This is a genomic window from Serpentinicella alkaliphila, assembly GCF_018141405.1.
In the GTDB taxonomy this organism is placed as follows: domain Bacteria; phylum Bacillota; class Clostridia; order Peptostreptococcales; family Natronincolaceae; genus Serpentinicella; species Serpentinicella alkaliphila.
Window position 1 is genome coordinate 79,974 of the sequence record NZ_CP058648.1, and the last position, 26,539, is coordinate 106,512.

Annotated in this window: 27 protein-coding genes, 1 riboswitch and 1 other annotated feature; of the genes, 3 read left to right on the forward strand and 24 right to left on the reverse strand. The window is 33.0% G+C overall.

All coding sequences use genetic code 11. From position 1 onward, the window contains the following. Positions 1 to 15: 15 nt before the first annotated feature. The 8 genes from cbiB to ytxC form a co-directional block, all read right to left on the reverse strand. Positions 16 to 963, reverse strand: a complete 948-nt coding sequence (gene cbiB / locus HZR23_RS00555; RefSeq protein WP_132847868.1) for an adenosylcobinamide-phosphate synthase CbiB — start codon at positions 961 to 963, stop codon at positions 16 to 18. Beyond that, positions 963 to 2,468, reverse strand: coding sequence for a cobyric acid synthase (locus tag HZR23_RS00560; RefSeq protein WP_132847867.1), 1,506 nt, complete (start codon positions 2,466 to 2,468; stop codon positions 963 to 965). The genes cbiB and HZR23_RS00560 overlap by 1 nt, the downstream gene beginning before the upstream one ends. A gap of 11 nt (positions 2,469 to 2,479) precedes the next feature. Further along, a complete protein-coding gene (gene cobC, locus HZR23_RS00565) occupies positions 2,480 to 3,076 on the reverse strand; it encodes an alpha-ribazole phosphatase (protein ID WP_132847866.1) in 597 nt (198 codons plus the stop codon). Next, a complete protein-coding gene (gene cobS / locus HZR23_RS00570) occupies positions 3,073 to 3,819 on the reverse strand; it encodes an adenosylcobinamide-GDP ribazoletransferase (protein ID WP_132847865.1) in 747 nt (248 codons plus the stop codon). Before cobS ends, cobC begins: the two co-directional genes overlap by 4 nt. 25 nt (positions 3,820 to 3,844) lie before the next feature. Beyond that, positions 3,845 to 4,405 (reverse strand): bifunctional adenosylcobinamide kinase/adenosylcobinamide-phosphate guanylyltransferase, encoded by a 561-nt coding sequence (cobU, locus tag HZR23_RS00575; protein WP_132847864.1) that lies wholly within the window; start codon positions 4,403 to 4,405, stop codon positions 3,845 to 3,847. Between the two features lie 6 nt (positions 4,406 to 4,411). Further along, positions 4,412 to 5,476 carry a nicotinate-nucleotide--dimethylbenzimidazole phosphoribosyltransferase gene (cobT, locus tag HZR23_RS00580; RefSeq protein WP_132847863.1) on the reverse strand — a complete coding sequence of 355 codons (1,065 nt, stop codon included), beginning with the start codon at positions 5,474 to 5,476 and terminating at the stop codon, positions 4,412 to 4,414. A gap of 113 nt (positions 5,477 to 5,589) precedes the next feature. After that, a riboswitch (cobalamin riboswitch) is annotated at positions 5,590 to 5,762 on the reverse strand. Between the two features lie 63 nt (positions 5,763 to 5,825). Next, positions 5,826 to 6,431 (reverse strand): DUF445 domain-containing protein, encoded by a 606-nt coding sequence (locus HZR23_RS00585; protein WP_132847862.1) that lies wholly within the window; start codon positions 6,429 to 6,431, stop codon positions 5,826 to 5,828. Positions 6,432 to 6,482: 51 nt separating this feature from the next. Beyond that, the gene (gene ytxC / locus HZR23_RS00590; RefSeq protein WP_165913632.1) at positions 6,483 to 7,376 is read right to left on the reverse strand and encodes a putative sporulation protein YtxC; all 894 of its coding nucleotides are present in this window, start codon (positions 7,374 to 7,376) and stop codon (positions 6,483 to 6,485) included. 180 nt (positions 7,377 to 7,556) lie between these two features. Between ytxC and HZR23_RS00595 the strand changes: the two genes are divergently transcribed. Beyond that, complete coding sequence (locus tag HZR23_RS00595; RefSeq protein ID WP_213050290.1) at positions 7,557 to 7,934, forward strand: RrF2 family transcriptional regulator; 378 nt, start codon at positions 7,557 to 7,559, stop codon at positions 7,932 to 7,934. Between the two features lie 17 nt (positions 7,935 to 7,951). After that, complete coding sequence (locus tag HZR23_RS00600) at positions 7,952 to 8,605, forward strand: endonuclease III domain-containing protein (protein ID WP_132847859.1); 654 nt, start codon at positions 7,952 to 7,954, stop codon at positions 8,603 to 8,605. A 49-nt stretch (positions 8,606 to 8,654) separates the two neighbouring features. On the opposite strand, the gene HZR23_RS00605 is transcribed toward HZR23_RS00600, so the two are convergent. Both HZR23_RS00605 and HZR23_RS00610 read right to left on the reverse strand, forming a co-directional pair. Beyond that, positions 8,655 to 9,476 carry a PRC-barrel domain-containing protein gene (locus HZR23_RS00605; RefSeq protein ID WP_132847858.1) on the reverse strand — a complete coding sequence of 274 codons (822 nt, stop codon included), beginning with the start codon at positions 9,474 to 9,476 and terminating at the stop codon, positions 8,655 to 8,657. Between the two features lie 15 nt (positions 9,477 to 9,491). Then, positions 9,492 to 10,616, reverse strand: a complete 1,125-nt coding sequence (locus HZR23_RS00610; protein ID WP_132847857.1) for a ParM/StbA family protein — start codon at positions 10,614 to 10,616, stop codon at positions 9,492 to 9,494. 197 nt (positions 10,617 to 10,813) lie between these two features. Between HZR23_RS00610 and HZR23_RS00615 the strand changes: the two genes are divergently transcribed. Beyond that, positions 10,814 to 11,260, forward strand: a complete 447-nt coding sequence (locus HZR23_RS00615; RefSeq protein WP_132847856.1) for a hypothetical protein — start codon at positions 10,814 to 10,816, stop codon at positions 11,258 to 11,260. A gap of 107 nt (positions 11,261 to 11,367) precedes the next feature. On the opposite strand, the gene HZR23_RS00620 is transcribed toward HZR23_RS00615, so the two are convergent. The 14 genes from HZR23_RS00620 to HZR23_RS00685 all read right to left on the reverse strand — a co-directional run bounded on the left by HZR23_RS00620 (position 11,368) and on the right by HZR23_RS00685 (position 26,509). Next, entirely contained in the window at positions 11,368 to 11,940 is a 573-nt protein-coding gene (locus tag HZR23_RS00620) for a nitroreductase family protein (RefSeq protein ID WP_132847855.1), read from the reverse strand. Positions 11,941 to 12,137: 197 nt separating this feature from the next. Further along, positions 12,138 to 13,778 (reverse strand): hydroxylamine reductase, encoded by a 1,641-nt coding sequence (hcp, locus tag HZR23_RS00625; RefSeq protein ID WP_132847854.1) that lies wholly within the window; start codon positions 13,776 to 13,778, stop codon positions 12,138 to 12,140. Between the two features lie 127 nt (positions 13,779 to 13,905). Beyond that, positions 13,906 to 14,118 (reverse strand): hypothetical protein, encoded by a 213-nt coding sequence (locus tag HZR23_RS00630; RefSeq protein WP_132847853.1) that lies wholly within the window; start codon positions 14,116 to 14,118, stop codon positions 13,906 to 13,908. A gap of 109 nt (positions 14,119 to 14,227) precedes the next feature. Then, the gene (ilvB, locus tag HZR23_RS00635) at positions 14,228 to 15,895 is read right to left on the reverse strand and encodes a biosynthetic-type acetolactate synthase large subunit (RefSeq protein ID WP_132847852.1); all 1,668 of its coding nucleotides are present in this window, start codon (positions 15,893 to 15,895) and stop codon (positions 14,228 to 14,230) included. Positions 15,896 to 15,911: 16 nt separating this feature from the next. After that, positions 15,912 to 17,573, reverse strand: coding sequence for a dihydroxy-acid dehydratase (ilvD, locus tag HZR23_RS00640; protein ID WP_132847851.1), 1,662 nt, complete (start codon positions 17,571 to 17,573; stop codon positions 15,912 to 15,914). A 29-nt stretch (positions 17,574 to 17,602) separates the two neighbouring features. Further along, complete coding sequence (gene leuB / locus HZR23_RS00645) at positions 17,603 to 18,676, reverse strand: 3-isopropylmalate dehydrogenase (protein ID WP_132847850.1); 1,074 nt, start codon at positions 18,674 to 18,676, stop codon at positions 17,603 to 17,605. A gap of 49 nt (positions 18,677 to 18,725) precedes the next feature. Continuing rightward, positions 18,726 to 20,318, reverse strand: a complete 1,593-nt coding sequence (cimA, locus tag HZR23_RS00650; RefSeq protein WP_132847849.1) for a citramalate synthase — start codon at positions 20,316 to 20,318, stop codon at positions 18,726 to 18,728. A gap of 4 nt (positions 20,319 to 20,322) precedes the next feature. Then, positions 20,323 to 21,846 (reverse strand): 2-isopropylmalate synthase, encoded by a 1,524-nt coding sequence (locus HZR23_RS00655; RefSeq protein WP_132847848.1) that lies wholly within the window; start codon positions 21,844 to 21,846, stop codon positions 20,323 to 20,325. Between the two features lie 15 nt (positions 21,847 to 21,861). After that, positions 21,862 to 22,854 carry a ketol-acid reductoisomerase gene (gene ilvC, locus HZR23_RS00660; RefSeq protein ID WP_132847847.1) on the reverse strand — a complete coding sequence of 331 codons (993 nt, stop codon included), beginning with the start codon at positions 22,852 to 22,854 and terminating at the stop codon, positions 21,862 to 21,864. Positions 22,855 to 22,880: 26 nt separating this feature from the next. Beyond that, on the reverse strand, positions 22,881 to 23,363 hold the full coding sequence (gene ilvN / locus HZR23_RS00665; protein WP_132847846.1) for an acetolactate synthase small subunit: 483 nt from the start codon (positions 23,361 to 23,363) through the stop codon (positions 22,881 to 22,883). A gap of 89 nt (positions 23,364 to 23,452) precedes the next feature. Next, positions 23,453 to 23,689: a binding site (T-box leader), on the reverse strand. Positions 23,690 to 23,829: 140 nt separating this feature from the next. Then, positions 23,830 to 24,705 (reverse strand): Hsp33 family molecular chaperone HslO, encoded by an 876-nt coding sequence (gene hslO, locus HZR23_RS00670; RefSeq protein ID WP_132847845.1) that lies wholly within the window; start codon positions 24,703 to 24,705, stop codon positions 23,830 to 23,832. Between the two features lie 296 nt (positions 24,706 to 25,001). Continuing rightward, the gene (locus HZR23_RS00675; RefSeq protein ID WP_132847844.1) at positions 25,002 to 25,202 is read right to left on the reverse strand and encodes a cold-shock protein; all 201 of its coding nucleotides are present in this window, start codon (positions 25,200 to 25,202) and stop codon (positions 25,002 to 25,004) included. Between the two features lie 95 nt (positions 25,203 to 25,297). Further along, entirely contained in the window at positions 25,298 to 25,474 is a 177-nt protein-coding gene (locus tag HZR23_RS00680; RefSeq protein WP_132847843.1) for a small, acid-soluble spore protein, alpha/beta type, read from the reverse strand. A 54-nt stretch (positions 25,475 to 25,528) separates the two neighbouring features. Continuing rightward, positions 25,529 to 26,509, reverse strand: coding sequence for a type II CAAX endopeptidase family protein (locus tag HZR23_RS00685; protein ID WP_132847842.1), 981 nt, complete (start codon positions 26,507 to 26,509; stop codon positions 25,529 to 25,531). Positions 26,510 to 26,539 lie beyond the last annotated feature (30 nt).

Below are 26,539 nucleotides of genomic sequence, written 5' to 3' on the forward strand. Positions count from 1 at the left end.
AGACTTCTCCTTTAGTTAGTATATAAACCAATGAATAAAAGTAAATAATAACAGGGCTAGCATTGAAGTTACATACATTAGTTTAATTGTATCTATAATATTTTCTATTTCCACTTCTCTACTCGCATCTCCTATTGTTGGCTTATGAACAAGCTTGCCAAAATAGTAGTGACTTCCACCTAACTGTACACCTAGCGCCCCAGCTACTGCAGCCTCTGGATAAGCACAATTAGGACTTGAATGATTTTTTCTATCCCTTATTAGTATTTTCAAGCTTTGATCCATATTTAATCTTAGTATTACTGCTGCGATAACTAACATTATTCCTGTGATTCTGGCAGGAATAAAATTAGCTATATCATCTAGCTTTGCAGAAGCATAGCCTAAATATAAATACTTTTCATTTTTATACCCCACCATAGAATCTAAAGTATTAATTGCTTTATATGCTAAGGCTAAGGGTGCCCCGCCTATAAACATATAGAAGATTGGTGCCACTACCCCATCTGATGTGTTTTCTGCAATAGTTTCAATTACAGCCTTTGTAATTTGACTGCTATTCAAATGTGTTGTGTCCCTACCAACGATATAAGATAATAGCTTTCTCCCTAATAAAATATCTTTGTTTTTAAGGGCATTATATACTTTACTACTTTCTTCTTTTAAACATTTAGTAGCAATCGTAGTCCAAAGAAGTACTATATTTATGAGGTAAAACAGGTTAATATGAATATCCTTTACGAAAGCTAGTATAAAGTACGTAGTGAAATACGTGATTAAAACTGTTGTAAATGTAAGTATAACCCCCCCAGTCTTTAGCCCCAGAGGTGAAGAGGTTATCTTTCTAATAATATTTTCCATAAAACTTATAAGCTTACCAATTGCCCTAATTGGGTGAGGAAACCAATAGGGGTCACCAATAATTAGGTCGATGCCATAGGCAATCCAGTAAAAGGAAATCATTATAAAACTTCCTCCATAATAGCGTAAATAGCTTTAAGGTCAATATTTTCCCGTACTATCTTTGCTAAATTATCATATTGCTCTTCCTTATACTTTGAATAATCTAAAATTTCCTCATTAAACCTACTCTTGCCCCTAGACTCCCTTATTTTGTTTAATAAATTTCTAGTGAATTCAGTATTATCAAAAATACCATGAAAATACGTGCCAAATACGGTCCTATCCTTATTAACAGCACCATCATCTACTTCATAATAGTTTAATCCATTTCTCATATCTATTTTTATTAAAGGTAAATAATTCTGCTCAACTAATTCTGTTTTACCCATATGAATCTCATATCCTTTTATGTTACAATTAAAAACATTATCATATCCTTTAGATAAGGTTGTAGTTTTAGTCTGCCTAAAAGTTGTTTCAACAGGTAGTAATGAGAGACCTTCTACTTCTTTAATGGATGACTCTGCATTTAAAGGATCTTTAACTTTGTTTCCGAGCATTTGATATCCACCACAAACCCCAAAGACATAACTTCCATTGCTGTGTGCCTCCAAAATTTGTTTATCCATTCCCCTTTCCTTGAGTAAAATTAAATCATCAATTGTACTCTTACTACCAGGTAAAATAATCAAATCTGGATTACCTATGTCCTCATTTAGGTTTACAAATCTAAATTTAACATCCCTATGAAGTTTAAATGTATTAAAATCTGTAAAGTTAGAAATCCTAGGGAGCTTAATTACTACTACCTCTAAATCACCCTCTGGATTGCCATTATATTTATCCCAGTCCGTAGCACTGTCCTCATCCTCAAGGTTATGAGTAAAGTAGGGGATTACCCCTATTACGGGTATATTTACCAAGTCTTCAAGCATTTTAATACCCGGTTTTAGAAGCTCAAGGCTCCCTCTAAACTTATTAATTATAATACCCTTAATCAATTTTCTCTCTTCTTCTTCAAGTAGCATAATAGTACCGTATATAGAGGCAAATACCCCACCCCTATCAATATCTCCAATTAAAACAACAGGGGATTTAGTCATTTTAGCTACACCCATATTAACTATATCATCTTTTTTTAAGTTAATTTCCGCAGGACTGCCAGCACCCTCTATAACGACAATATCACTTTCCTTCAAAAGTTCATCAAAATTTGATTTTATCATTTCTTTTAACTTACTTTTGTATTTATAATACTCTGTAGCTTCCATATTCTCTTTTACTACACCTTCAACTATAATCTGGGATCTACAATCACTAGTAGGCTTAATCAAAATAGGATTCATTCTAAAGCTAGGAGCCTTTCTAGAGGCCTCAGCCTGCATTGCTTGAGCCCTGCCTATTTCATGGCCCTCATATGTAATATATGAGTTTAAGGACATGTTTTGAGATTTAAAGGGTGATACATTGTATCCGTCCTGAGTAAATATTCTACATAAAGCTGTTGTTATTATACTTTTTCCAACAGATGAAGCTGTACCTTGCAGCATAATGCTCTTTTTCATTCAGTTCACCTTTAGCCTTTACTATTTATTTTGCGAATAGTAACATTGGTGTCACTAATTTCAAACAAACTGTATGTCCCAGGGTCAAATGTAAAACTCCAAAACCCTCTATCTTCCATCTTTAGAAGAATTGAGGCTATAATTCTTAAACAACCCTGGTGTGATACAATAACTACTCTTTTATCCTTAAAACGTTCAATTATATGATTAAGTGAATTACTTACTCGGTTATATTGATTTAAGAAGCTCTCTCCCATAGGGGGAGCTACGTTTTTCCAATCATTTATCCATTCATTCCATTCATTTTCAAACTTAATGCTAATATCTTTATAATGAAGTCCTTCCCATAGACCGAAATTTATCTCCTTTAGTCCTTCATCTATAACCATGTCTCTAGTATTTAACCCACTTAAAAGCTTTGCCGTATCAATTGCTCTACTTAAAGGACTGGAAATGACAACGTCAAAATTGTTCTTAAATGTTTTACCTAATTCTTCTGCCTGAATAATCCCTCTACTATTCAACGGACAATCTGTGGACCCGTAATAAACCTTCGATTCATTTAATATTGTTTCACCGTGGCGGACTAAGTATAGATATGTTGTCATCCTATATACCCCCAAAGTACAACTATAACAAAGGAAAATATCAGTTCTACCACTTCATTAACTGCCCCTAGTAAATCGCCTGTTAATCCACCTAGCTTACTATTAAAATAATGACGTAATAAATATGCTACAATTATAGACACTAATAATGCTATGATTCCAATTAAATTTAGAACAACGAATACTAAAAAAATAGTAATAATTATTGATACACCGGCTCTATTTAAAGAGGTTTTACCTATAAACAAATCACCTAAGCCCTCTTCTCTGGCATAGGTTGAGCCATATAATATAATTGACATTGTAGCCCTTCCTATAACAGGTATTAAAATAATTGTAGGAATAATTATACTCTTTGGGGTAATATCTAATAAGGCAATCTTTAATAAGATTGTCAATATTAATGCAAGTACACCATTAGTCCCAATTCTACTATCACGCATGATTTCTAGCATCCGATCCTTTTTTCTAGCTGAAAACAAGGCATCACAGCTATCGGCTAAACCGTCTAAGTGCAGAGCCCCTGTAACTAATGCGTTGCTTATTACAATAGCTATTAAAGGCACCATTTCCTGAGCAACTTTTGATAAAAGGAAATATACTAGAGCATTAATAATTCCTATTATTAAACCTACAATTGGAAAGTAGGCAACCCCCTTTGGAAAATCTTCTTTACTTACACTTAACTCCAGATTAATTGGAATACGAGTTAAAAACTGAACCATTAAAATAAATATTTTCATAGGATGTTCCTCTCACAGAAAAGTCTTATTTTATTTTCATTGGAATACCAGATACCAATAAATATACCTCTTCTGCTTCTCTTGCTAAAAGCTGATTAATTTTTCCTGATATGTCTCTAAAGACTCTACCCAGCTTCGATTCAGGTACTAAGCCCCAACCTATTTCGTTAGTAACCATTATAATATTAATATCTCTCTTCTTAAGGAAGTTTAAGAGTTTACAAAATTCATCTATTATATACTCATTTATTTCCTTAATAATAGACTGTCCTATATTGTTTTCATCAAATGAAGGATAATCAAACATAAGGTTTGTTATCATAATTGTTACACAATCTAGTAATATCCCATCCTGCTTATTATCAATACTATCTATAACCTCATGCAAATCTTTATATACTTCATAGGTTGTCCAGCTAACAGGTCTAAACATTTTATGAACATCTATTCTTTCTCTCATTTCATCATCGTAGGGTATTGCCGTTGCAATGTATAAAATATTTTCTCCGATCTTTTTTGCTAGTTCTTCAGCAAATAAACTTTTGCCACTTCTTACTCCGCCGGTTACTAATATCACTTTTCCCATAATTACCTACCTTATATCTACTAAAAAATCGCTATCCATACTTAGTTCATCAAAAGTAGCCATTTCCTTAATAATAGCAGCTGCAGACTCTACTATATGAAACATTAATGGACAGCCTGTGCCTTCCCCTAATCTCATATTTAAATTAAGACTTGACTCTAATCCCAATGCATCCATTATATGTTTGTATGCTAACTCCTTCGAAAAGTGTGAAGGTATCATATATTCTTTAGTTAGAGGATTCATCCTATATGCAACTAGAGCTGCTGCAGATGAAATCACCCCATCAATTACAATAGGTAATCTATAATAGGCTGCACCTAAAAAACAACCTACAAGACCAGCAATATCTAGTCCCCCTACTTTCGAAAGAACGTCTATGGGGTCATTTTTATCCGGTTCATTTATTTCAAGTGCCTTCAATATAACCCTCTTCTTATTTTCTAAGCCTTCATCTGTCATACCAGCCCCTTTACCAACAGATTCATCTACATTAGAACCAGTCAAAGCCATTAGTATGGCACTCGAAGTAGTTGTATTACCTATTCCCATTTCACCAGTACCTAATAAGTTATACCCTCGGTTTTTTAATTCCTCAACAGTATCAAAGCCTACTTTAATAGCATTAATAGCTTCTTCCACCGTCATAGCAGGACCTTTGGTAATATTTTCAGTTCCAAGCTTTATTTTTTTGGAAATTAAGTCTTTGTGCTGTATATTACTACTTATTCCCATATCTATAACCTTAAAATCAGCCTTTGCCTGTCTTGATAGCACACTTATGCCTGCTAAACCTTTTAATATGTTAATTGTTTGTATAGCAGTTATTTCCTTGGGTGCTGTACTAACCCCTTCATCAACAACCCCATTATCTGCAGCCATAATAATAGTACATTTTTTTTCTACGCTATTGATAGTCTCACCAGTTATGCCAGCTATCTGTATTGCTATATCCTCTAATTTCCCTAAACTGCCAATAGGCTTGATTAGTGAATCCAATCTGGCAGAGGCTTTTATCTTAGCACTCTCATCCAGTGGCTTTATACCTTCTAAAATTTGATTTAAATTCATTTATACCTTCCTTTATTTTTAGACATAAAAAAACCGTACACTTGGGCACGGAAAATAAACGATTTTTGTTCTATAAAAAATCGATTCTATAATCCTCCTTTCCCACCGAAAGTAGTTATTAATTATGTATGGCAGGTTTCCTGGCTATGGATCATCTTTATACCCGGTCTTCTCAGTTTCCCAATGACTTTGGGTTAATCACCATTTACAGTAGCGGGGGCTGCAGTAGATTTGAACTACTTTCCCTTTTAACCTTTTGCAAGGCACCATATACTTTTATTTAGTTTCTATAATTACTATTAGAATAATTATAGTTTAAAAAATATATAAGTCAACAAAATATAATTAGCTATTGTAATAACATTACTATTAAACCTTGTATAATACCTATTATTCCGCCTAAAATTCCACCTAAAATTTCTATATGCTTTAATTCCTTTTTTGCAATTTGCAAAACAACATCTTCTAGTTTTTCCATTGAAAATTCATTCACCTTATCTTCGACAATTTTAGAAATATTAATCATAGAACCAGCATCCTGAACTATATTTTGCATAATTTCAGAAATAACTTTTTCCCCTTCTTGTTCAATAATTTCATCTATATAGTTTAAAATCAATCCAATAAATCCCGACGGAATTATACTTGGAATCTTTTTCTGTATTGTCTCCTTTATTTTAAATTTTATAATGGCCAATAAAGCAACTTTTTTGTCGCTTTCTAACATATGTATTAAAATGTCATTTACTGATAATAACTCTTGTTCCACTATATTACCAATACTTTTAGCTATTTCACCTTTTCTCTTTGGTATTAAACCGTGAATATCAAAATTTACAATAGGAATTCTAAATGGTTCATAGGGTTTAAACAATAGTTTTATTGCAATTAGGTTAGTAATCCATCCTATTATAGCTCCGATTAAGCACATTGTAATAATTATTAAGAAATCCAATTTTTTCACCCTTCTTTTGTATAAAAAACTCCAGTTATCACTGGAGTTTAATTAGTCTTTTTTAACATTTGATTTAATTATACACCAATCACAGTTATTACACAATTCTACCTTTTGATTAAAAATACGCTTAATCGTATTGATAATATACTTGAAATTATTATTACCAGTTTTGTGAATTATAATATTATTTGGTGCAATTGTTATTAGGGAACTTATTAATAAATCATCATAGCTTATATCATTTTCCTTCATTTCAGCTGCAATTAGTCTTAAATATTCATCATTTATCTCTTTTCCGTAATTATCAAACAAGCTGTAATTATTTTCTTCTTTCATATATATGTGTACAATGTCTACCTTTGGTTCCTGTATATCTACAAAGTACCTTAAAAGTTTAATAAATTCATTGTACTCTTTATCCATCAAAAAATCTTCGACTGCCTCATCAATAACAATCTTTAATTCCTCAACATAGTCCTTTAATCTAAAGGTAATAAACCCCTTTATATTTATTTTACTATTTGACTCGAAATAATTTACTAGTTCTTCTACGATTATAGATTTTTGTCCTAAAGCATCATTTTTGTCAATTTTTAATTTATTTACAGAATCTAATGCCCGTTGCAGTATTTCTTTTCTCTCATCTATGTTAAAATAATTGTATTCTTGATTAATAAGCTCTTTAATAATGTTTGGTTGTTCAATTGTTTTTATATATTCATAAATTCCTTCACTAGCAGTACGTTTAAAAAGACTAATAAAATCATTTATTGTATAATTGTTTATTGTTTTTCCATCCATTATATATATAATTGTGTTAGTGCTTGGTTCAAATTGATTCTCTATTAAAATGCCTTCATCGCTAAAGGTCTTAATATGTCTATTTATAGCTAATGTTAAGTCATTTGCATGTTTATCAGCAACAATAGTTACAATTTGCAACTTTTTCACTCCCTTCATTGTATTAGTAGTATATGTTTAATTATTAATCATATTCTAAATATAGCTATATTAAAAACTATTAAATTTTATAGATTGTACCGTCTTTTACCATAATATAAATATATTTTTAATTTTAAAAATCGAGGTGAAATTATGTCCGGAATTATCAATTTGTCGGAAATGGTAACATTAGGTCTTCATAGTATGGTATTAATTGCAAATAAAGAAAAACCACTGCTAAGCGTTAAAGAAATTGCATTTAGTACAAACTCATCTGAGTTTCATCTATCTAAGGTATTACAAATATTAGTGAAAAAAGGCTTTATAAAGTCAGTTAGAGGTCCAAAAGGTGGTTTTACATTAGCAATGGAACCTGAAAACATTTCCTTCTATGATATATATACTGCCCTAGAAGGACCTGTTAATATAAAAAAGTGCCCTATAAGTTGTAATAACTGTGCCTTTCAATCCTGTATTTTCGCAAATGTTTTAGAAAAATTAAATGATGAGCTTATACAGTTTTTACAAACACAAAAATTAAACGAATTTCTTCGTTAATGAATGCGAGGATCTATATGAACAATACAGAATTAACTTTAATGGAAATATACGATAAACTATTTAATTATTATGGGCCTCAAAACTGGTGGCCAGGAGATACTGACTTTGAAATTATGCTTGGGGCGATCCTAACTCAAAACACATCATGGGAAAACGTTGAGAAAGCTATACTAAATTTAAAGCCTTACTTAGACCCCTATAGCATTAGCAAAATGGATGAAAATATTCTAAGTGTGCTTATAAAACCAAGTGGCTTTTTTAACGTAAAAACGAAGAGAATAAAGAATTTCCTAGGATGGTATGAACAGAAAGGTTTTTCAGTAAATGTTTTAAGAGAAATGAAAACTCAAGATTTAAGAGATGAATTACTTAGTGTTAATGGAATAGGTAGGGAGACTGCTGACTCTATTATTTTATATGCCGTAGATAAGCCTATTTTCGTAGTTGATGCCTATACCAAAAGACTATTTGAACGTATAGGCTTTGAGATTCCTAAGGACTATGATTCAATTCAAGAACTATTTCATAGCTCCCTAGAGACTAATACGTACCTTTTTAATGAATACCATGCCCTTATTGTAATTCACTGTAAAACCTTTTGTAAGAGTATAGGAAGATGTGAAAATTGCTTTTTAAATAACTGTTGTAATTTCTACAAAAATAAATAAAATAACCAAAGTTTAGTTATAACTTAACTTTGGTTATTTTTGACTCTTATTATTCTTCAGCTGCCATAACTAATTTAACTATTTCATTAGAATAAATTGCTTTTTCTATTAGTAAATAATCTATAATATGACCCTTGATATAATTCTCCCTATTAATAGTAATAGGTTCTTCTAATTTTTTATTGTTCAAATACTCATACTTTGAAATAATACCATTACTAGTCATTATAGTTTCAATAGGTGAATTAAAAATACAGTGATCCTCATTTATATATAATGTGTTTGATTCATCATCCACTTGTACATCTCCTTCGGTATCAATAATTTCATCATTACTTTTTAAACTAACGACTATGGCATCTTGAACACTAATATCTTCTTCTACTTCTAATTCAAGTTTTTTATCTTCTTCAAAAGTCTGCTCAATTTCAACAACATCCGAATCTACTTCTTCTTTTTCCTCTACTATATCTACTTCTATAGCTTGCTTATTTAAATTTAAATTGATAACAATAGTTGGGTCTATAGCCACTAAATGCTCAGCAAGGATTTTAGTATCATCCACTATAATTGAAGATATATTATATTCCTCGTCTAATTCAATCTGTTGTAGAGTACCTATCTTTTCCCCACTTATGTCATACACATATTTTAAATTATTAACATTTAAATACTTTAAGCCATAGCTATCTTTTAATATAATGGAATCCTTTCCAATAATAACTTCATTTATTGGTATGTGGTAGTTTATCATATCTATTTTACAATATAAAGCAACAATACTTAGTCCCTCGTAAACAAATCCCTCAAGTTTACCAACCACACCTCTAGATTCTATAATAATAGGTAGTTCATCCACTCTTAACAACATAGCTCCACCAACTTTCTAAATGCTTTTTTTTGCATTATCTTTATAGATTCTGTAATACATACTACCTATAACATTGTGATACTCTTTTGTTTCATTTTTAGTACAAACAAAATCCTCATCTAAATATTTAATTAAGTAAGGCAATAGTATTTCGCTACCGCCCCCACAGAAAATAACTTCATCACAGTTACCAATAAATTTGGATTTAACAAATTCTCTGAAGTCTTTATTTAACTCATAAGCGAATCCATCAAATACATTGTGTACTATATCACTAACATCGATATCAATACCTTTTTTTACCTTAAGTTTTTTGTCTTCAAACCTTATCATATTATCTACATCATAAGTAAAGGGTTTTCTATCTAACTGATTTCTATAATTATTATATAGAATCATTGATATTTTTTCATAACAGTCTAGCATACCTTTCTCAAATGTATTCACTCCGGCTGTCTTTAAACTATCGAAGGCAGCAATATTGATTTGTCCCGATCCAATATCACAAACTATAGTCTTCTTGCTAGATCTATTATTTAATGAACCATCTTCATTAACTGCATATTGAAAATATGTTGCAATAGCCTCTGGACAAAATGTAATAGCTTCAATATTAAATGCCACTTTCTCAATTTCTTCATTTATGTTAAATAAGTTAAAGAAAGACACCTTAACATTACCTTTAAGTTCGTTTGCATATTTATTTATATACTCTCTATTATTAGCCACATATTCTACTAAAGGCTGATTAACTGTTAAATCAACAGCTACATCTGTTTTTCCGTTCTTAACTAGGTTGTACGCAACCCCTACTAAAATAGAATAATAAATAACTTCGTCTTCAGACTTATTTTTATATCTATTTTTATCTTTAATTATAACCCCTTTATTTTCAGCAGCCTTACCAACTAATTTCTTTCCTAGTGATTTTCCATCCTTAATGACTTCCACTAGTATTGAATCTTTTTCAAGCTTACTAACCTCAGGATCTAAATCAAAAAGATTGAAATTTACGTCATAATTTAACTCTACTCCAGGCTCTGAGATTATCGTAGGAAAACTAAATGGTTTCTTGGACTCCTCCATAATTTTTGTTAATCTATTACCACCATCAGCAAACACCCTTAACCTTTGATGCATGAAATGTTCCCCCTTTAATAAAATATCGATTTTTTGAATATTTCGACACTATTCAACTATTCTAATGTAAAATATATCCCATATATATGTCTAGGCATATAGGAAATTGGTCTTATTTTCCATAATATAGTTGAAATTTGTATTATTTAGTGATATTTTCAAAGTAGTAAATTGATAGTTTATGGAGGGGTTTCGGAATGAGTAGCTATATAATTGAAAATGAAAAAAATAAGTTTCAAAAATGTTTTATAACGACAGGTATCTCATCATTAAAATTCTTCAATCGCAATATTCAAAGTGATGATAAAAATGATGCCTTACTATATAGCTGCATGAGCGTTGATAATATACAAAATATATCTAAGGCTAATAAATATTTTATTGTTATTGATTTAAGAGATAAGCATATAAAAGAAATATTATTTAACCTACTAAACTATATTCTACCTCTAAATCCTGAAATTTGTATTAAAATTGTAAAGAACAACGGAACACAAAATGAAGATATTACGGAATGTATGAAGCTTCTAATGAGACTGAGCAAATATAACATTATCAATTTAGATATGGGTACACCTTCTACTGAAAAAATTGAATCACTAAAGGTACCATTTTTAAGTAAACTTAAAGCCCTTATTAACTGAGTATACGCCTAGTCCCCTATGCTTAAATATACTATTAAAAAAAAGACTATTCAATCTCTTTTCAGATGAATAGTCTTTCTCTTTACCTTATTTATTCAACATTAAGCTTATAAGTTCAGTATTATATCCTGTAGCTTTCTTTTTGGTACATGATGAATCCCGTTCTCATCTCTCCAATATTTTATATCGCCCTTATCTGATAATTCGTCTAGTACTACTATTTCTTTTGGCTTTCCAAGGGCAATAACTAATAAGATTTCATATTTATCTGGAATACTAAGTGAATCCTTTAATCCTTGTCTATCAATCGCTCCAAACATACAGCCGCCTAATCCCTTTTCACAGGCCCCTAAAAGAATACTTTGACAAGCAAGTCCATGATCCCAAAAATAGTTGCTACTTATATCCTTATCCCCTAGCATGATTATGTACGCCGCAGGTTTTTCTCCTTCTTGAGGACCGTCCCAATCCGTTAAGTAACCTGCCCATTTTAAATGCATAAAAATCTCATTGTTTTTATTAGGGGCATTTGAAATAATATATTTTAATGATTGTAAATTTGCCCCTGAGGAAGATAGCCTAGCTAAATCAATCAGCTCTTCAAGTACACCTCTTTCGATTTCTACCTCTTGATAAAACCTTCTATAACTCCTATTTTTCAAAACAAGTTCCCTAATCATTTAAACCCCTCCACTCAATTAGTTTTTATTAGCATTCTTCATCTTTAATTATTATTAATTATTCTTCAGAAAATCTAATATATTCCATATATTATCATTAACTATATGATATTTCAACTTCCATATAAGTTATGATACAAAATAAAAAAGAGAATTCCTTATTAAAGAATTCCCTCTTTTGAAATTTTATTTATTTCTTATAAAACCATTTTTTTGATGTCATCTTGTACGTTTGTAATTCCACCAATACCAAAGTTTTCAACTAATACTTTAGCAACATTTGGTGATAAGAAAGCTGGTAGTGTTGGTCCTAGATGAATGTTTTTTACTCCTAGATACAATAGGGCTAATAAAACGATAACAGCTTTTTGCTCATACCATGCGATATTGTATGCGATAGGTAGTTCATTAATATCTTCTAAACCAAATACTTCTTTTAGTTTTAATGCTATTACTGCTAATGAATATGAATCATTACATTGACCTGCATCTAAAACTCTTGGTATTCCACCAATATCTCCTAACTCAAGTTTGTTATATCTATATTTAGCACAACCAGCGGTTAAAATAACTGAGTCTTGTGGTAATTCATTTGCAAAATCTGTATAATATGATCTTCCTTTAACTCTACCATCACAACCTGCCATAACTACAAACTTTTTAATTGCTCCAGATTTAACTGCATCTACTACTTTATCTGCTAGACTTAGTACAGCATTGTGTGCGAATCCACCGACAATTTCTCCTTTTTCTATTTCAGTAGGTGCCTGTGACTTTTTAGCTAATTCTATAATTTCAGAGAAGTCTTTAGCTTTTCCTTCCTCTGCTTCAATATGCTTTAATCCTTTAAATCCAACTACTCCAGTTGTAAATACTCTATCTTTATATGAGTCCTTAGGAGGTACTAAACAGTTAGTTGTCATTAAAATTGGTCCATTAAACAGTTCAAACTCTTTATCTTGTTGCCACCATGCATTTCCATAGTTTCCTACAAAGTGATTATACTTTTTAAATGCAGGATAATAGTTTGCTGGTAACATCTCACTGTGAGTATATACATCTACTCCAGTCCCTTCTGTTTGTTTTAATAACTCTTCAAAATCCTTTAAATCATGACCACTTACTAAAATACCAGGATTATTCCTTACACCAATACTTACTTTGGTTATCTCTGGATTTCCATAAGTTGTTGTGTTTGCACTATCTAATAAGGCCATTACATTAACACCATATTTACCAGTTTCCATCGTTAATGCTACAAGTTCATCTGCTGTTAGACTATCATCTAATGTAGCTATTAAAGCTTTTTGCATAAACTCGAAAATATCTTTGTCTTTGTAATCTAGTACAAATGCATGCTTAGCATATGCAGCCATACCTTTAATACCATATGTGATTAGCTCTCTTAGGGACCTAACATCTTCATTCTCTGTTGATAAGATACCTACTTCTCTAGCTTTATCCTCAAATTCTTTAACTGTATCCCCAAACCATACGGCAGCATCAACATTGCTTTCTACAGCATTACCTGTTTTTTGAAGCTCATCTCTAATTTCATTTCTTAATTGTAAACCAACTCTAATTCTTCCTACGAAAAATTCGTCATTAAAGTTTGCATTAGTTATTGTAGAGAATAATCCCTCCATAATAAACTTATCTGCTTTTTCATTATATAAACTAACCTCTTTAGCCTTAAGGTTGTAAATTGAAATCCCTTTAAGTACATAAATTAATAAATCTTGAAAATTTGATACATCTTCAGTTTTTCCACAGACTCCTCTTACTGTACAACCAGTTCCCTTTGCTGCTTCTTGACATTGATAACAAAACATACTCATAATAATATCCCTCCATTTAATTTTATGTTTTTAAGTATTTTCAATTGCTTATAATAGTATTTTAGTGTTTAAATACCTAAATGTATGTGAGAAATATCACAAGTATAAAAATATTTAAATTTATTTTTTACTTTAATATCTTTTTAACTTCCGCAGCCCTTATGTAAAGCTCAAACCAATTAAAACACTCTTTCCAGTGCATAAATTGTATTACTACAAAATGCTCGGTTTTTTGTACAATCTTTCCCTCTTCCTTGCGCTTACAGTAGTTTTCCAAATTTAGTTTATCTCCTATATTAAAGCTATCCCTTATTTTATTTATATAATCTTCCCCTAACATGCTTTCTCCCCCTCAAAACATTTATCTTATACCGTATACAATATATGCAAAAAAAAAAATAAAATGAGTTAAGTTTATACGTAACTCATTTTTCATGTAGGTTATTTTATTACTCTAATATTAGGTGACTAAGCGGTGCCCCAGGCGGAACCATAGGCAACACCTTTTCATCCTTATCTATCTCACAGTTTATTACTACAGGCTTTTTTACAGCTATAGCCCTTCTTATTGTATCTTCAACTTCTTCTTTTTTAGTTATATTGTATGCTACAGCCCCATAAGCCTCTGCTAACTTAACAAAATCAGTTGTTCTTCCTTCTAGATTTGTAGCTGAAAATCTACCACCATAGAATATGTTCTGCCACTGCCTTACCATTCCTAATACATGGTTGTTTAATATAACTATTATTACAGGTATATTATACTCTACTGCAGTAGCAAGCTCATTACAGTTCATTCTGAAACATCCATCACCAGATATGTTAAAAACCGTTTTATCAGGACAGGCAACTTGAGCACCCATAGATGCACCTAAACCAAAGCCCATAGTTCCAAGTCCCCCAGAGGAAACAAAGGTCCTAGGTTTCTTGAATTGATAATATTGAGCAGTCCACATTTGGTTTTGACCTACTTCAGTAGTTATTATAGCATCACCATTAGTAATTTCAGAGATTTTTTCAATAATATACTGTGGTTTCAATGAATCATCTTCACAATATGATAGAGGGTACTTCTCTTTCCATTCTTTAATCTTTTTAGTCCATTCAGGTCTTTCCTGATTATTAATCTTTGAGTTTAATACTTTTAAAACCTCTTTTATATCCCCAACTAAATGGTGAGTTGTAACTATATTTTTATTGATTTCAGCAGGATCCACATCTATATGCAGAATTTGCGCACTATTAGCAAATTCCGATACCTTACCTATAACTCTATCACTAAATCTTGCGCCTACTGCAATTAATAAATCACACTCTGAAACTGCAGCGTTAGATGTTCTAGTTCCATGCATACCAATCATTCCCGTAAATAATGGGTGATCTGAAGTAAAGCCCCCTAGACCCATTAAACTTGAAGAGACCGGTGCTTGGATTTTCTCTGCAAATGTTTTCAGCTCCTCAGTAGCTTCAGCAGTGATAACTCCGCCACCTATATATAGGTATGGCTTTTTAGCCCCGCTTATTAGACCTATAGCATTTGCTACACTAACTTCATCCAATTCATTCAGAGATTTATCTACTACCCTAGGCTTCTCATATTTATATTCACCTAACTGAGCAGTAATATCCTTAGGTATGTCTATTAAAACTGGGCCAGGTCTTCCCTCTTGAGCAATATAAAAAGCCTTTCTGACTATAGATGCCAGTTCATTTATATTTTTAACAATAAAATTATGTTTAGTAATAGGCATAGTTATCCCTGTTATATCCACCTCTTGGAAGCTATCCTTACCTAGAAGTGGTAAAGCTACATTACCAGTTATTGCAACCATAGGGACAGAATCCATATATGCAGTAGCTATTCCAGTTACTAAGTTTGTAGCCCCAGGGCCTGAAGTTGCTAAGCAAACTCCTACTTTACCCGTTGCTCTAGCATATCCATCAGCCGCATGAGATGCCCCTTGTTCATGGGCAGTTAGGACATGCCTAATCATTTGTTCATACTTATATAAAGCATCATAAATATTTAATACAGCTCCACCCGGATAACCAAAAATTGTATCCACACCTTGCTCTATTAAGCATTCTAATAAAATTTCAGCCCCTGTAAGTTGCATTTGTTTCGCCCCCTTTTTATACCTTAAGCACCGCACCTGTACTTGCAGAGGTTACTAATTTCGCATATCTAGCTAAATAACCAGTTTTGATTTTTGCTTCCGGCGCTTTCCATAATTGTTTCCTCTCAGCTAACTCTTCTTCACTTACGTCTAAATAAATAGTTCCTTTGTTTATATCTATAGAGATTATATCGCCTTCTTTAACTAATGCAATTGTGCCGCCTTCTGCAGCCTCTGGTGACACATGGCCTATAGATGCACCTCTTGTAGCACCGCTAAATCTACCGTCGGTTATTAAAGCAACATCCTTATCTAGTCCCATTCCCGCTAAGGCAGAGGTTGGAGCTAACATCTCTCTCATTCCTGGACCACCTTTTGGCCCCTCGTACCTTATAACTAAAACTTCTCCTTTATTAACTTTACCACCTAGGATAGCTTCAATTACTTCTTCCTCTGACTCAAAAACTTTTGCTGGTCCTTGATGCTTTAACATCTCAGGTGCCACTGCTGAACGTTTTACTACACACCCATTAGGTGCTAGATTACCCTTTAATACTGCGATTCCACCTGTCTCACTATATGGTTTTTCTACTGGTCTAATTACATTTGGATTCAAATTAACAGCATTTTTAATATTACCTTCAACATCGTTTCCTGTTACAGTTGGAATGTCTAAATGAAGTAAATTCTTTTTAGAAAGCTCCTTCATTACGGCTGATACTCCACCAGCAGCATATAGATCTTCAATATGGTCCGGTCCTGCTGGACTTAATTTACAAAGATTTGGAGTTCTTGCACTAATAACGTTAGCTAACTCTAAATCTAGTTCAATTCCTACTTCATGAGCTATAGCAGGTAAATGAAGCATACTATTAGTACTACATCCTAATGCCATATCAACTGTTAAAGCATTATCAAAGGCTTTTTGAGTCATTATATCTCTAGGTCTTATATCCTTTTCTAGTAAATCCATTATAGTCATACCTGCTTTTTTAGCAAGTCTTATTCTTTCAGCATAAACAGCTGGTATAGTTCCATTACCAGGAAGCCCCATACCTAGAACCTCAGTTAAACAGTTCATACTGTTTGCCGTAAACATACCTGAACAAGACCCACAACTAGGACAGGCTTTATTTTCAAACTGTAATAATTCATCTTCAGTCATTTTCCCAGCTTTTACTGACCCCACTGCTTCAAAAACATTGGATAAGCTTACACTAACATTGTTAACTTTTCCAGCTAGCATTGGTCCACCGCTAACTAATATAGTAGGTATATTAACTCTTCCAGCTGCCATAAGCATCGCTGGAACAATTTTATCGCAGTTTGGTATCATTACTAGGGCATCAAATCCATGAGCCATTGCCATAGCTTCTATAGAGTCAGCAATAAGTTCTCTAGATGCTAAGGAATATTTCATTCCTATATGACCCATTGAAATACCGTCACAAACTCCAATAGCAGGGAATTCAATTGGAGTTCCACCCTTTAATCTAATTCCTGTCTTTACTGCTTCTGCAATTTTATCTAAATAAATATGTCCTGGGACGATTTCATTTTTCGCATTTACAACTCCAATTAAAGGCTGATTTAGTTCTTCATCACTAAAGCCCATTGCCTTAAATAAAGAACGATGTGGGGCCCTCTCTACTCCTTTTGTAACACTATGGCTTCTCATTATATCACTCCTTCTAGTAACAACATTATCTATATAGCATCAATTAGTAATTTACCCATCCCTTTAGTTCCTACAAGTTTCATTCCTGCACTCATTATATCCCCTGTTCTATATCCTAGATTAAGAACTTTTGTTACTGCTTCCTCTATAGTATTAGCTTCTTCCTCTAAACCAAAGGAATATCTAAGCATCATTGCGGCAGATAGAACTGTTGCAATTGGGTTTGCCTTATCTTGACCAGCTATGTCTGGAGCTGATCCATGAATTGGCTCATACATTCCTAATCCGCCCTCACCTAAACTAGCTGATGGAAGCATACCTATTGAACCCGTAATCATACTTGCTTCATCTGATAAAATATCTCCAAACATATTTGTTGTAACCATTACATCAAATTGCTTAGGGTCTCTTACAAGTTGCATAGCTGCATTATCAACATACATATGCTCTAAAGTAACCTCAGGATACTGCTTTGCAACTTCGTTTACAACTGAACGCCATAATCTTGAACTCTCTAATATATTAGCCTTATCTACACTTGTAACCTTTTTATTTCTCTTCATTGCTATATCAAAGGCAGTCTTTGCTATTCTTTCAACTTCTCCAACACTGTAGGCTTCTGTATCATAGGCTTCTTCACCTAGCTTACCTTCAGGTCTTCTCCCTCTATCCCCGAAGTAAATACCACCAGTTAATTCTCTAACAACACATATATCCAAACCATCCCCGATTATTTCAGGTTTTAATGGACAGGCATCCTTAAGTGCTTCATGAAGAACTGCTGGTCTTAGGTTAGCATATAGACCTAAAGCACTTCTTAAGCCTAAAAGGGCTTGTTCAGGTCTTCCATTGCCAGGTAGGTTATCCCATTTAGGTCCCCCTACAGCTCCTAGAAGTACAGAGTCGCTTTTTTTACATACTTCTATAGTTTCTTGAGGTAGAGGCTCACCAACTGCATCAATGGCACATCCTCCTGCTAACACTTCTTGAAACTCAAATTGATGTCCATATTTTGCACCAATCTTCTCTAAAACTAATATGGTTTGCTCTATTATATCTGGTCCGATTCCATCACCGGGTATAGTTGCTATCTTAAATTTCATTCCATCCACCTCATTTTTTCCTATTAGTATCTGTTACCTCTTTTAACTCTTATATATACGCTTTAACTTTTTCCTCGATATCCTTAATCAACTTATATTCCATTGAGTCAACTAAGGCAATCCAGCTGGCCTCAATTATATCAGAAGACACTCCGACAGTACTCCAAACATTATGCCCATCGGAAGATTCGATTAATACCCTAACTTTAGCAGCCGTTGCTGTTTTTGTATCTAACACCCTAACCTTATAGTCAGTAAGGTGAACATCTCTAATTGAAGGATAAAACACCTCTAGTGCTTTTCTAAGTGCCTTATCCAATGCGTTAACCGGTCCATTTCCTTCTGCAACAGTTAACTCCTCTTGACCATCTACATTTATCTTAACTAATACCGATGAGCTTGTTTCCGGGTCCGCTGCCGGTTGTTCGCCCATTATCTTATAATGTATAAGTTCAAAGAAAGGTCTATATTTTCCTAATTGCTTCCTTATAATTAACTCAAAAGTACTTTCTGCACCTTCGAACTGATATCCCATATGTTCAAGTTCCTTCAGCCTATCAATAATAGCCTGAGTCTCTGGAGAATCCTTTGTAATACTAGGATTAATTCTTTGTATTTTATTTAATATTGTACTTTTACCAGAAACCTCTGACATTAAGAATCTTCTTTTATTACCTACAGTTTCAGGATTAATATGCTCAAATGAGTGGGTAGCTTTACTAACTCCATCGATATGCATACCACCTTTATGCGCAAAGGCTGTGTTTCCTATATATGGTTCTCTTTCATTTATCGAAATATTAGTAATTTCAGCAATATATCTAGCAACAGGTGTCAAATTAACAATTTGATTTTTAGGTATACATTCTAAACCCTTTTTAACCTGTAAATTTCCTATAAGTGTACTTAAGTTCGCGTTACCACAACGTTCACCAAATCCGAGATAAGTCCCTTGTATTTGTGTAGCTCCAGCTTCGACAGCCATTATAGAATTAGCCACTGCCATACCACAGTCGTTATGGCAGTGTATTCCTACTTTTATATTAAAGGTATCTACAACTTCTTTTGTAATTCTGTAAATTTCATCTGGGAATGCTCCACCATTAGTTTCGCATAATACTAACCAATCCGCTCCACCTTCTTTAGCTGCCCTTAAGGTTTCCATTGCGTATTCAGAGTTAGCCTTATATCCATCAAAGAAGTGTTCTGCATCAAACATAACTTCTTTTCCTTTACTTTTAAGAAACTGTATTGTATCCCTAAGCATATTTAAATTCTCATCTAAAGTAGTCTTAATAATTTCAGTTACATGAAAATCCCAACTCTTACCGAATACTGCAACTACAGGAGTATCTGCCTCTAGTAAAGATTGAATATTTATGTCTTCTTCGGCTGTAATACCTGGTCTTCTAGTACTCCCAAAGGCTGTTAGTTTACTATTCTTTAGATTTTGACTTTTCATCCTTCTAAAAAATTCTAAATCCTTTGGGTTAGAACCTGGGTTACCTGCCTCAATGTAGGTTATATTTAGAGAATCTAATGCCTTAACTATTTTTATTTTATCTTCCACAGAAAAGGAAATCCCTTCTGCTTGTGCGCCGTCTCTTAGTGTAGAGTCAAAAATTTCAATCTTTTTAGGCATGATATTACACCTCCTGTTGTTCCGAATCGTTTAACATTTTATTAATTGCATTAATGTAAGCTTTTATACTTGCCTCAATAACATCTGTACTTATACCACGACCAGTATAAAGTCTACCATACCTTCTAATTTTAACTATTGCCTCACCCTGGGCATCTTCACCTTCAGTAATTGAGTTTAATGAATAGTCTTCTAAATCAAATCTATCATCTACAATTTTTTCAATAGCTTTAAATGCAGCATCAATTGGTCCATGACCTAAGGAAACCTCTTCAAACTCTTGATTGTTTTTAGTAATGTTAACTGTTGCTGTTGAAGTTATGGTATTACCGCAATTAATTGTAAATTGATTTAACTTACATGTTTCTATCACTTCAATTGCCTTCTCTTGAATTAACGCCTCTAAATCTTTATCATAGATTACTTTCTTTTTGTCAGTTAACTCTTTAAAGTTTTCGAAGATTTTATCTAATTGTTCTTGGGATAGAGTATACCCAAGCTCGTTTAGTCTACTTTCAAAAGCATGTCGTCCTGAATGTTTACCAAGTACAAGACTATTTGTTGTTAATCCAATTGATTCTGGAGTCATAATTTCATAAGTGCTAGAGTTAGCTAGAACTCCATGTTGATGAATTCCAGCCTCATGGGCAAAAGCATTTTTCCCAACTATAGCCTTATTATGCTGAACCTTCATACCAGTAATCTTAGTTAAAAGTTGACTTGCTGCATAAATCTGTGTAGTATCAACCTTTGACGCAAGACCATAAAAGTCTTTTCTTGTATTTAAGGCCATTACAATCTCTTCCATCGCAGCATTACCCGCTCTCTCACCAATACCATTGATTGTACACTCAAGCTGTGTAGCTCCAGCTCTAGCTGCTGCTAGGGTATTTGCTACTGCCATACCTAAGTCATTGTGGCAGTGAACTGATATTTCTGCCTTGTCAATATTAGAAACGTTTTCTCTTATACTTCTAATTAAGTTATAATATTCGTCTGGTACTGTATATCCTACAGTATCTGGCACATTTATTACTGTAGCCCCAGCCTTTATAACCCCTTCAAATACTTTGAATAAAAACTCTGGGTTACTTCTAGAAGCATCCTCAGCAGAGAATTCCACATCGCTACAATACTTTTTAGCATACTTTACCATATTAATAGCTGTTTCTAATACTTCATCTTCACTAGCTCTTAATTTATATTTCATATGGATATCAGAAGTCGCTATAAAAGTGTGTATTCTTGGTTGCTGTGCATATTTTAATGCCTCATATGCTCTATCTATATCCTTTGGCATGGCTCTGCATAAACTGGCTACGGCTGCATTTTTTATAGTTTTTGCGACAGCTTTGACAGATGCAAAATCCCCTGGGGATACAATAGCAAATCCTGCTTCTATTACATCTACTCCCATTTTCTCCAGCTGCTTTGCAATCTCAATTTTTTCCTTTATATTCATGCTACATCCTGGAGACTGTTCACCATCTCTTAAAGTAGTATCAAATATTTTAATTGCCCTCGCCATATATATCACCTAACCTTATCTTTTTGCCCAGCTCATCATTTTTCTTAATTCTTTTCCTACTGTCTCTATTTGATGATCAGCTTCTAATCTTCTTCTAGCATTAAATCCTGGTCTATTTGTTTGGTTTTCTAGGATCCAATTTCTTGCAAATGTTCCATCTTGTACTTCAGATAAAACCTTTTTCATTTCTTTTTTAGTTTCATCAGTAACTATTCTCTTTCCAACTGAGTAATCCCCGTATTCAGCAGTATCACTGATTGAGTATCTCATATATTCTAAACCGCCCTCGTTAATCATATCAACGATTAGCTTCATTTCATGTAAACATTCAAAGTATGCACTTTCTGGTTGGTATCCAGCCTCTACAAGAACTTCAAAGCCTGCTTTAATTAATTCAGAAACTCCACCACAAAGTACTGCTTGCTCTCCAAATAAATCTGTTTCTGTTTCTTCTTTAAATGTTGTCTCAAGAATTCCTGCTCTTGCTCCACCTACTCCTGCTGCATAAGCTAAGGCTAAATCCTTTGTATCTCCAGTTACATCTTGGTATACTGCGATTAAGCATGGAACCCCTTTTCCTTCTTGGAATTGACTTCTAACAGTGTGTCCTGGTCCCTTTGGAGCAACCATGAATACGTTAACATCTGCTGGTGGCACTATTTGTCCATAGTGAATATTAAAACCATGAGCAAATACTAAAGATTTTCCTGCTTTTAAATTAGGTTCAATACTTTCTTTATATAGTTTAGCCTGTTTTTCGTCATTAACTAATATAATGATAACGTCTGCTTGTGCTGCTGCCTCAGATGCTACAGCTACTTTTAATCCAGCCTCTTCTGCCTTTGCCCAAGACTTACTTCCTTCATATAATCCTACTACAACGTTTACTCCAGACTCATGTAAGTTTAATGCATGGGCATGACCTTGACTTCCATACCCTATAACTGCTACAGTTTTCCCATTTAATAAATTTAAGTTACAATCCTTCTCATAATATAATTTCGCCATTTTTAATTCCTCCTATTTTTTAATATTTAAATATATGAGCGCCCTATTGCCGTGAGGCCGGTGCGAACAATTTCTTTAATCTCATAAGTCTTCATTATTTCTATAAACGCTGCAATTTTTTGTTTATCACCTGTGATTTCTACGGTTAAGCTCTCTGTAGCAACATCGATTATTTTTGCTCTAAATACTGCAACTACCTCAATTACAGATGTTCTTGCCTTTGAGTCTGCTTTTACCTTTATTAAAGCTAACTCTCTTTGTACTGCATCCTCTTCCTTAAGTTCAACCACCTTAATAACATCTACTAGTTTAGCTAATTGCTTTTTAATCTGTTCTAAGGTCAAATCATCTCCGTGTACGACTATTGTCATTCTTGAGTATGCTGGATTCTCCGTTTCTCCAACGGATAAACTGTCAATATTGTATCCTCTTCTACTGAAGAGTCCCGCCACTCTACTAAGTACCCCCGGTTGATTTTCAACTAAAACTGAAAGTATATGCTTCTGCATAACATTCCCCCTTTACAGATAATTGATACTTCAATAAACATTCTCTTACTCTTAGAGAAAGGTAATAAAAAAGCCCCTGCGAATAAAATAGCAGGGACGAGGAATTTTTCCACGCGTTACCACCCTAATTCTTTTGTTAAAAATAACAAAAGCTTCTCTGTAGGCTTTAAAAGTCTTAGCTATAACGTTGCCACCGATTATCTCTTACTTTAATTCAGAGATATAGCTCGGGAGTGATCTGTATAATACTACAGCTATCAGTTTGCACCAACCACTGACTCTCTTAAACTGTATTGTAGAATACCCTTCTCCGTCTGCGCTTTTTTCAGAATATTTATTATATTTAAAGATTTTATCAGTCAAAGTACATAATGTCAATATACTTTTTGGATTTTTTTGAAAATTCTAAAAAGTTTTAAGTGGTCAAAAAAAATGAGTTAGCTTATTCGCTAAACTCATCTAATTTTTATTTTTGAATAAGACTTAAAAGATGGTCCTCATTGAAAAAATATTTATGGTTACAGAAGTGACAATGTAACTCAGCACCTTTATCTTCTCTAATGATTTCCTCTAAATCTCTTCTTCCTAAACTTATCAATGCCCTTTCGAACCTCTCTATACTACAATCACATACAAAACCAACTTCATTCCTATCTAGTATCCTTACATCGAACTCTCCTAGAATATAATTTAAAATATCTTCTTCTGCAAACCCTCTTTCCATAAGCTTTGTAATTGGCTCAAAGGTTTCTATTTTCTTTTCTAATTTATCTATGGTTTCATCAGAAGCACCTGGTAAAACTTGTATTATAAAGCCCCCTGCAGCCTTTACAGTATAATCTGTATCTACTAATACTCCGAGGGCCACAACGGATGGTTGTTGCTCAGAGTAAAAAAAGTACGAAGCAAAGTCTTCGGCAATCTCACCGGTTGCCAGCTCATATGTACCTGAGTAGGGTTCCTTTAAGCCTAAATCTCTAATTACTGTTATTTTTCCGTCTCTTCCGACAGCTTCTCCTACATTAAGCTTACCAGGTCGAATATTCGAACCTTCAACATGGGGATTAGATACATACCCTTTAACCATTCCTTTATGATCACTTACAACTACGATTGGTCCTAAGGGACCATTGCCATTTATCCTTACAGTTACCATTTGTCCTTCATTCTTTAACATTAATCCCATAATAGACGTTGCAGTCATAGTTCTTCCTAATGCGGCAATGGCAACAGGTGACGCATCATGAATCTTGCGGGCCTCTTCAACCATTTGTGTTGTATTAGCAACAAATACCCTTATATCATCATTGCTTGCTGTAGCTCTTAAAACTATATTTTTCATATGGACACCTCACATTATAGTTTCCTACACAACTTAGTGTAAGAATTTTAGTTGAAACTATGTAAAATATTTATGAATAGTAAATCTATAATTTACATTAAATGAAATATGTTACCATAGTACTTTCCCATTATAGCAAATAACTACGTATTATTTGCATTGTTTATTTAAATTTATTGTCATTATTATATTACGCAAAAAAAACAAGTTAGAAAGCTAACTTGTTTATGTAAATAAAGAGTTTATCTTTATATAAAATCCCTATCGGGAAACAGCTACAATAATATATTTATTAATTATGCTCTTCTTACATTTGTAGCTTGAGGTCCTTTATCTCCTTGAACAATTTCAAATTCAACTTGTTGACCTTCTTCTAAAGTTTTGAACCCGTCCATTACGATAGCTGAGAAATGTACGAATACGTCTTCCCCGTTTGCTCTTGAAATAAATCCAAAACCTTTTTCACCATTAAACCATTTTACTGTACCTTTTTCCATGTTACAAATTCCTCCTAAAACTTTTTAATAATTAGTAAGAGTTAATTCTCTTATCAAATATAAGAGTATCACGAAAACCCTTATATGTCAATACACTAAGACTTCTTGCTCTTTTTTCGCGCGGTCATTATACCGCCTATTCGGCCAGTTTCCTTAGCAGTTAACCCACCCCATCCAAATTTCATTACTTTGTCCATCAAATCTAACTCCGTAGCTATTTCATATTTTAGTCTTAGCTCTGGGGTTATTTTTTCCTTATTTGTTTTTCCCATAAAAAATACCTCCCATAATATAGTATTGTGAAATTATGAGAGGATTATTCATTGTTATACGAAGCCTAATAATTGTTTTATTTGAAATAAAATTACAAAAGCATATAAAGGGACAATAAATATTAATGGTACAAAATCACTAAATTTAGTTATATAGATTTCACTACTTTCTTCTACCAAATTATTTTCTTCGAATTTTACTTCATCCTCATATATTATTACTTCCTCTAACTTTTTTATGTCCTTTCTAATATGTTCAAATAGTACATAGGCTATAAATCCTGTAATAATAGAAACTATAGCCAAAAAAACAAAACTCATCATAAGTGACGTTGTTATGGACATGTCTGGTTCAGCAGGCAATTCATCTATTGGAAATTTCTCTGTTACTATGTTAATTAAGAATGATAGGGTCATGGCAAATCCGTTGTTGACCATATGCCCAATAATTCCTGCAAAGATTGAATCTGTTAAAAAGACTAAATATCCAAATACAAGCCCCAAGACGATTGGTCCAAATAAATTGTATAGGTTAAAGTGAAAGAATCCAAATAGGATTGATGTAATAATTATCGCCTTTGTTTTCCCAATTTTTTCGTATGCACTTAACATAAACCCCCTAAATAACACTTCTTCACATATACCCGCTACAAGGGAAACTATCAATATTAGTATAAAATATTCAACAACATTATTTGGAGTTGGTATTTGTGGTGGTTGTAGCTCACCAAAAAGACTTAAAAGTATTAATATTATAATATTACCGAGCATGGCTAAGGGATATAAAAGTATCGTAATTATGCCCACTAGAAAGCAATGCTTAACTCTTATTTTTTTTAATCTTAAGGTCTCTTTAAGACTTGCGCCTTTTACCTTAATATAAATAATTGTTGGTAATAGTACAACAAAAAACTGAATTGCGATTAAAGATAGTCTCTCATCTTCAAAATGCACAAATAACCCTATAGCAAAGTATATTAAAGCACTTATTAAGTATAAGATATTCCCGTCAATTACCTTAAGTTTACCTCGCAATACATCACATCCATTTCATTTTTTTCTTTT

Excerpts from the sequence above, each read along its gene's own strand:
- ilvN (WP_132847846.1), bottom strand. The coding sequence starts at position 23,363 with ATGCAGAAGCATATACTTTCAGTTTTAGTTGAAAATCAACCGGGGGTA.
- cimA (WP_132847849.1), bottom strand. The coding sequence starts at position 20,318 with ATGCCTAAAAAGATTGAAATTTTTGACTCTACACTAAGAGACGGCGCA.
- HZR23_RS00630 (WP_132847853.1), bottom strand. The coding sequence starts at position 14,118 with ATGTTAGGGGAAGATTATATAAATAAAATAAGGGATAGCTTTAATATA.
- cobS (WP_132847865.1), bottom strand. The coding sequence starts at position 3,819 with ATGAAAATATTTATTTTAATGGTTCAGTTTTTAACTCGTATTCCAATT.
- hcp (WP_132847854.1), bottom strand. The coding sequence starts at position 13,778 with ATGAGTATGTTTTGTTATCAATGTCAAGAAGCAGCAAAGGGAACTGGT.
- HZR23_RS00615 (WP_132847856.1), top strand. The coding sequence starts at position 10,814 with ATGAGTAGCTATATAATTGAAAATGAAAAAAATAAGTTTCAAAAATGT.
- cobT (WP_132847863.1), bottom strand. The coding sequence starts at position 5,476 with ATGAATTTAAATCAAATTTTAGAAGGTATAAAGCCACTGGATGAGAGT.
- HZR23_RS00605 (WP_132847858.1), bottom strand. The coding sequence starts at position 9,476 with ATGTTGTTAAGAGTGGATGAACTACCTATTATTATAGAATCTAGAGGT.
- HZR23_RS00655 (WP_132847848.1), bottom strand. The coding sequence starts at position 21,846 with ATGGCGAGGGCAATTAAAATATTTGATACTACTTTAAGAGATGGTGAA.
- HZR23_RS00675 (WP_132847844.1), bottom strand. The coding sequence starts at position 25,202 with ATGGAAAAAGGTACAGTAAAATGGTTTAATGGTGAAAAAGGTTTTGGA.
- ilvB (WP_132847852.1), bottom strand. The coding sequence starts at position 15,895 with ATGCAACTTACAGGGGCTGAAATTTTATTAGAATGCTTAATAGAGCAA.
- ilvC (WP_132847847.1), bottom strand. The coding sequence starts at position 22,854 with ATGGCGAAATTATATTATGAGAAGGATTGTAACTTAAATTTATTAAAT.
- HZR23_RS00620 (WP_132847855.1), bottom strand. The coding sequence starts at position 11,940 with ATGATTAGGGAACTTGTTTTGAAAAATAGGAGTTATAGAAGGTTTTAT.
- HZR23_RS00610 (WP_132847857.1), bottom strand. The coding sequence starts at position 10,616 with ATGCATCAAAGGTTAAGGGTGTTTGCTGATGGTGGTAATAGATTAACA.
- cobC (WP_132847866.1), bottom strand. The coding sequence starts at position 3,076 with ATGACAACATATCTATACTTAGTCCGCCACGGTGAAACAATATTAAAT.
- leuB (WP_132847850.1), bottom strand. The coding sequence starts at position 18,676 with ATGAAATTTAAGATAGCAACTATACCCGGTGATGGAATCGGACCAGAT.
- HZR23_RS00600 (WP_132847859.1), top strand. The coding sequence starts at position 7,952 with ATGAACAATACAGAATTAACTTTAATGGAAATATACGATAAACTATTT.
- HZR23_RS00595 (WP_213050290.1), top strand. The coding sequence starts at position 7,557 with ATGGTAACATTAGGTCTTCATAGTATGGTATTAATTGCAAATAAAGAA.
- cobU (WP_132847864.1), bottom strand. The coding sequence starts at position 4,405 with ATGGGAAAAGTGATATTAGTAACCGGCGGAGTAAGAAGTGGCAAAAGT.
- HZR23_RS00680 (WP_132847843.1), bottom strand. The coding sequence starts at position 25,474 with ATGGGAAAAACAAATAAGGAAAAAATAACCCCAGAGCTAAGACTAAAA.
- ilvD (WP_132847851.1), bottom strand. The coding sequence starts at position 17,573 with ATGAGAAGCCATAGTGTTACAAAAGGAGTAGAGAGGGCCCCACATCGT.
- hslO (WP_132847845.1), bottom strand. The coding sequence starts at position 24,705 with ATGAAAAATATAGTTTTAAGAGCTACAGCAAGCAATGATGATATAAGG.
- HZR23_RS00560 (WP_132847867.1), bottom strand. The coding sequence starts at position 2,468 with ATGAAAAAGAGCATTATGCTGCAAGGTACAGCTTCATCTGTTGGAAAA.
- cbiB (WP_132847868.1), bottom strand. The coding sequence starts at position 963 with ATGATTTCCTTTTACTGGATTGCCTATGGCATCGACCTAATTATTGGT.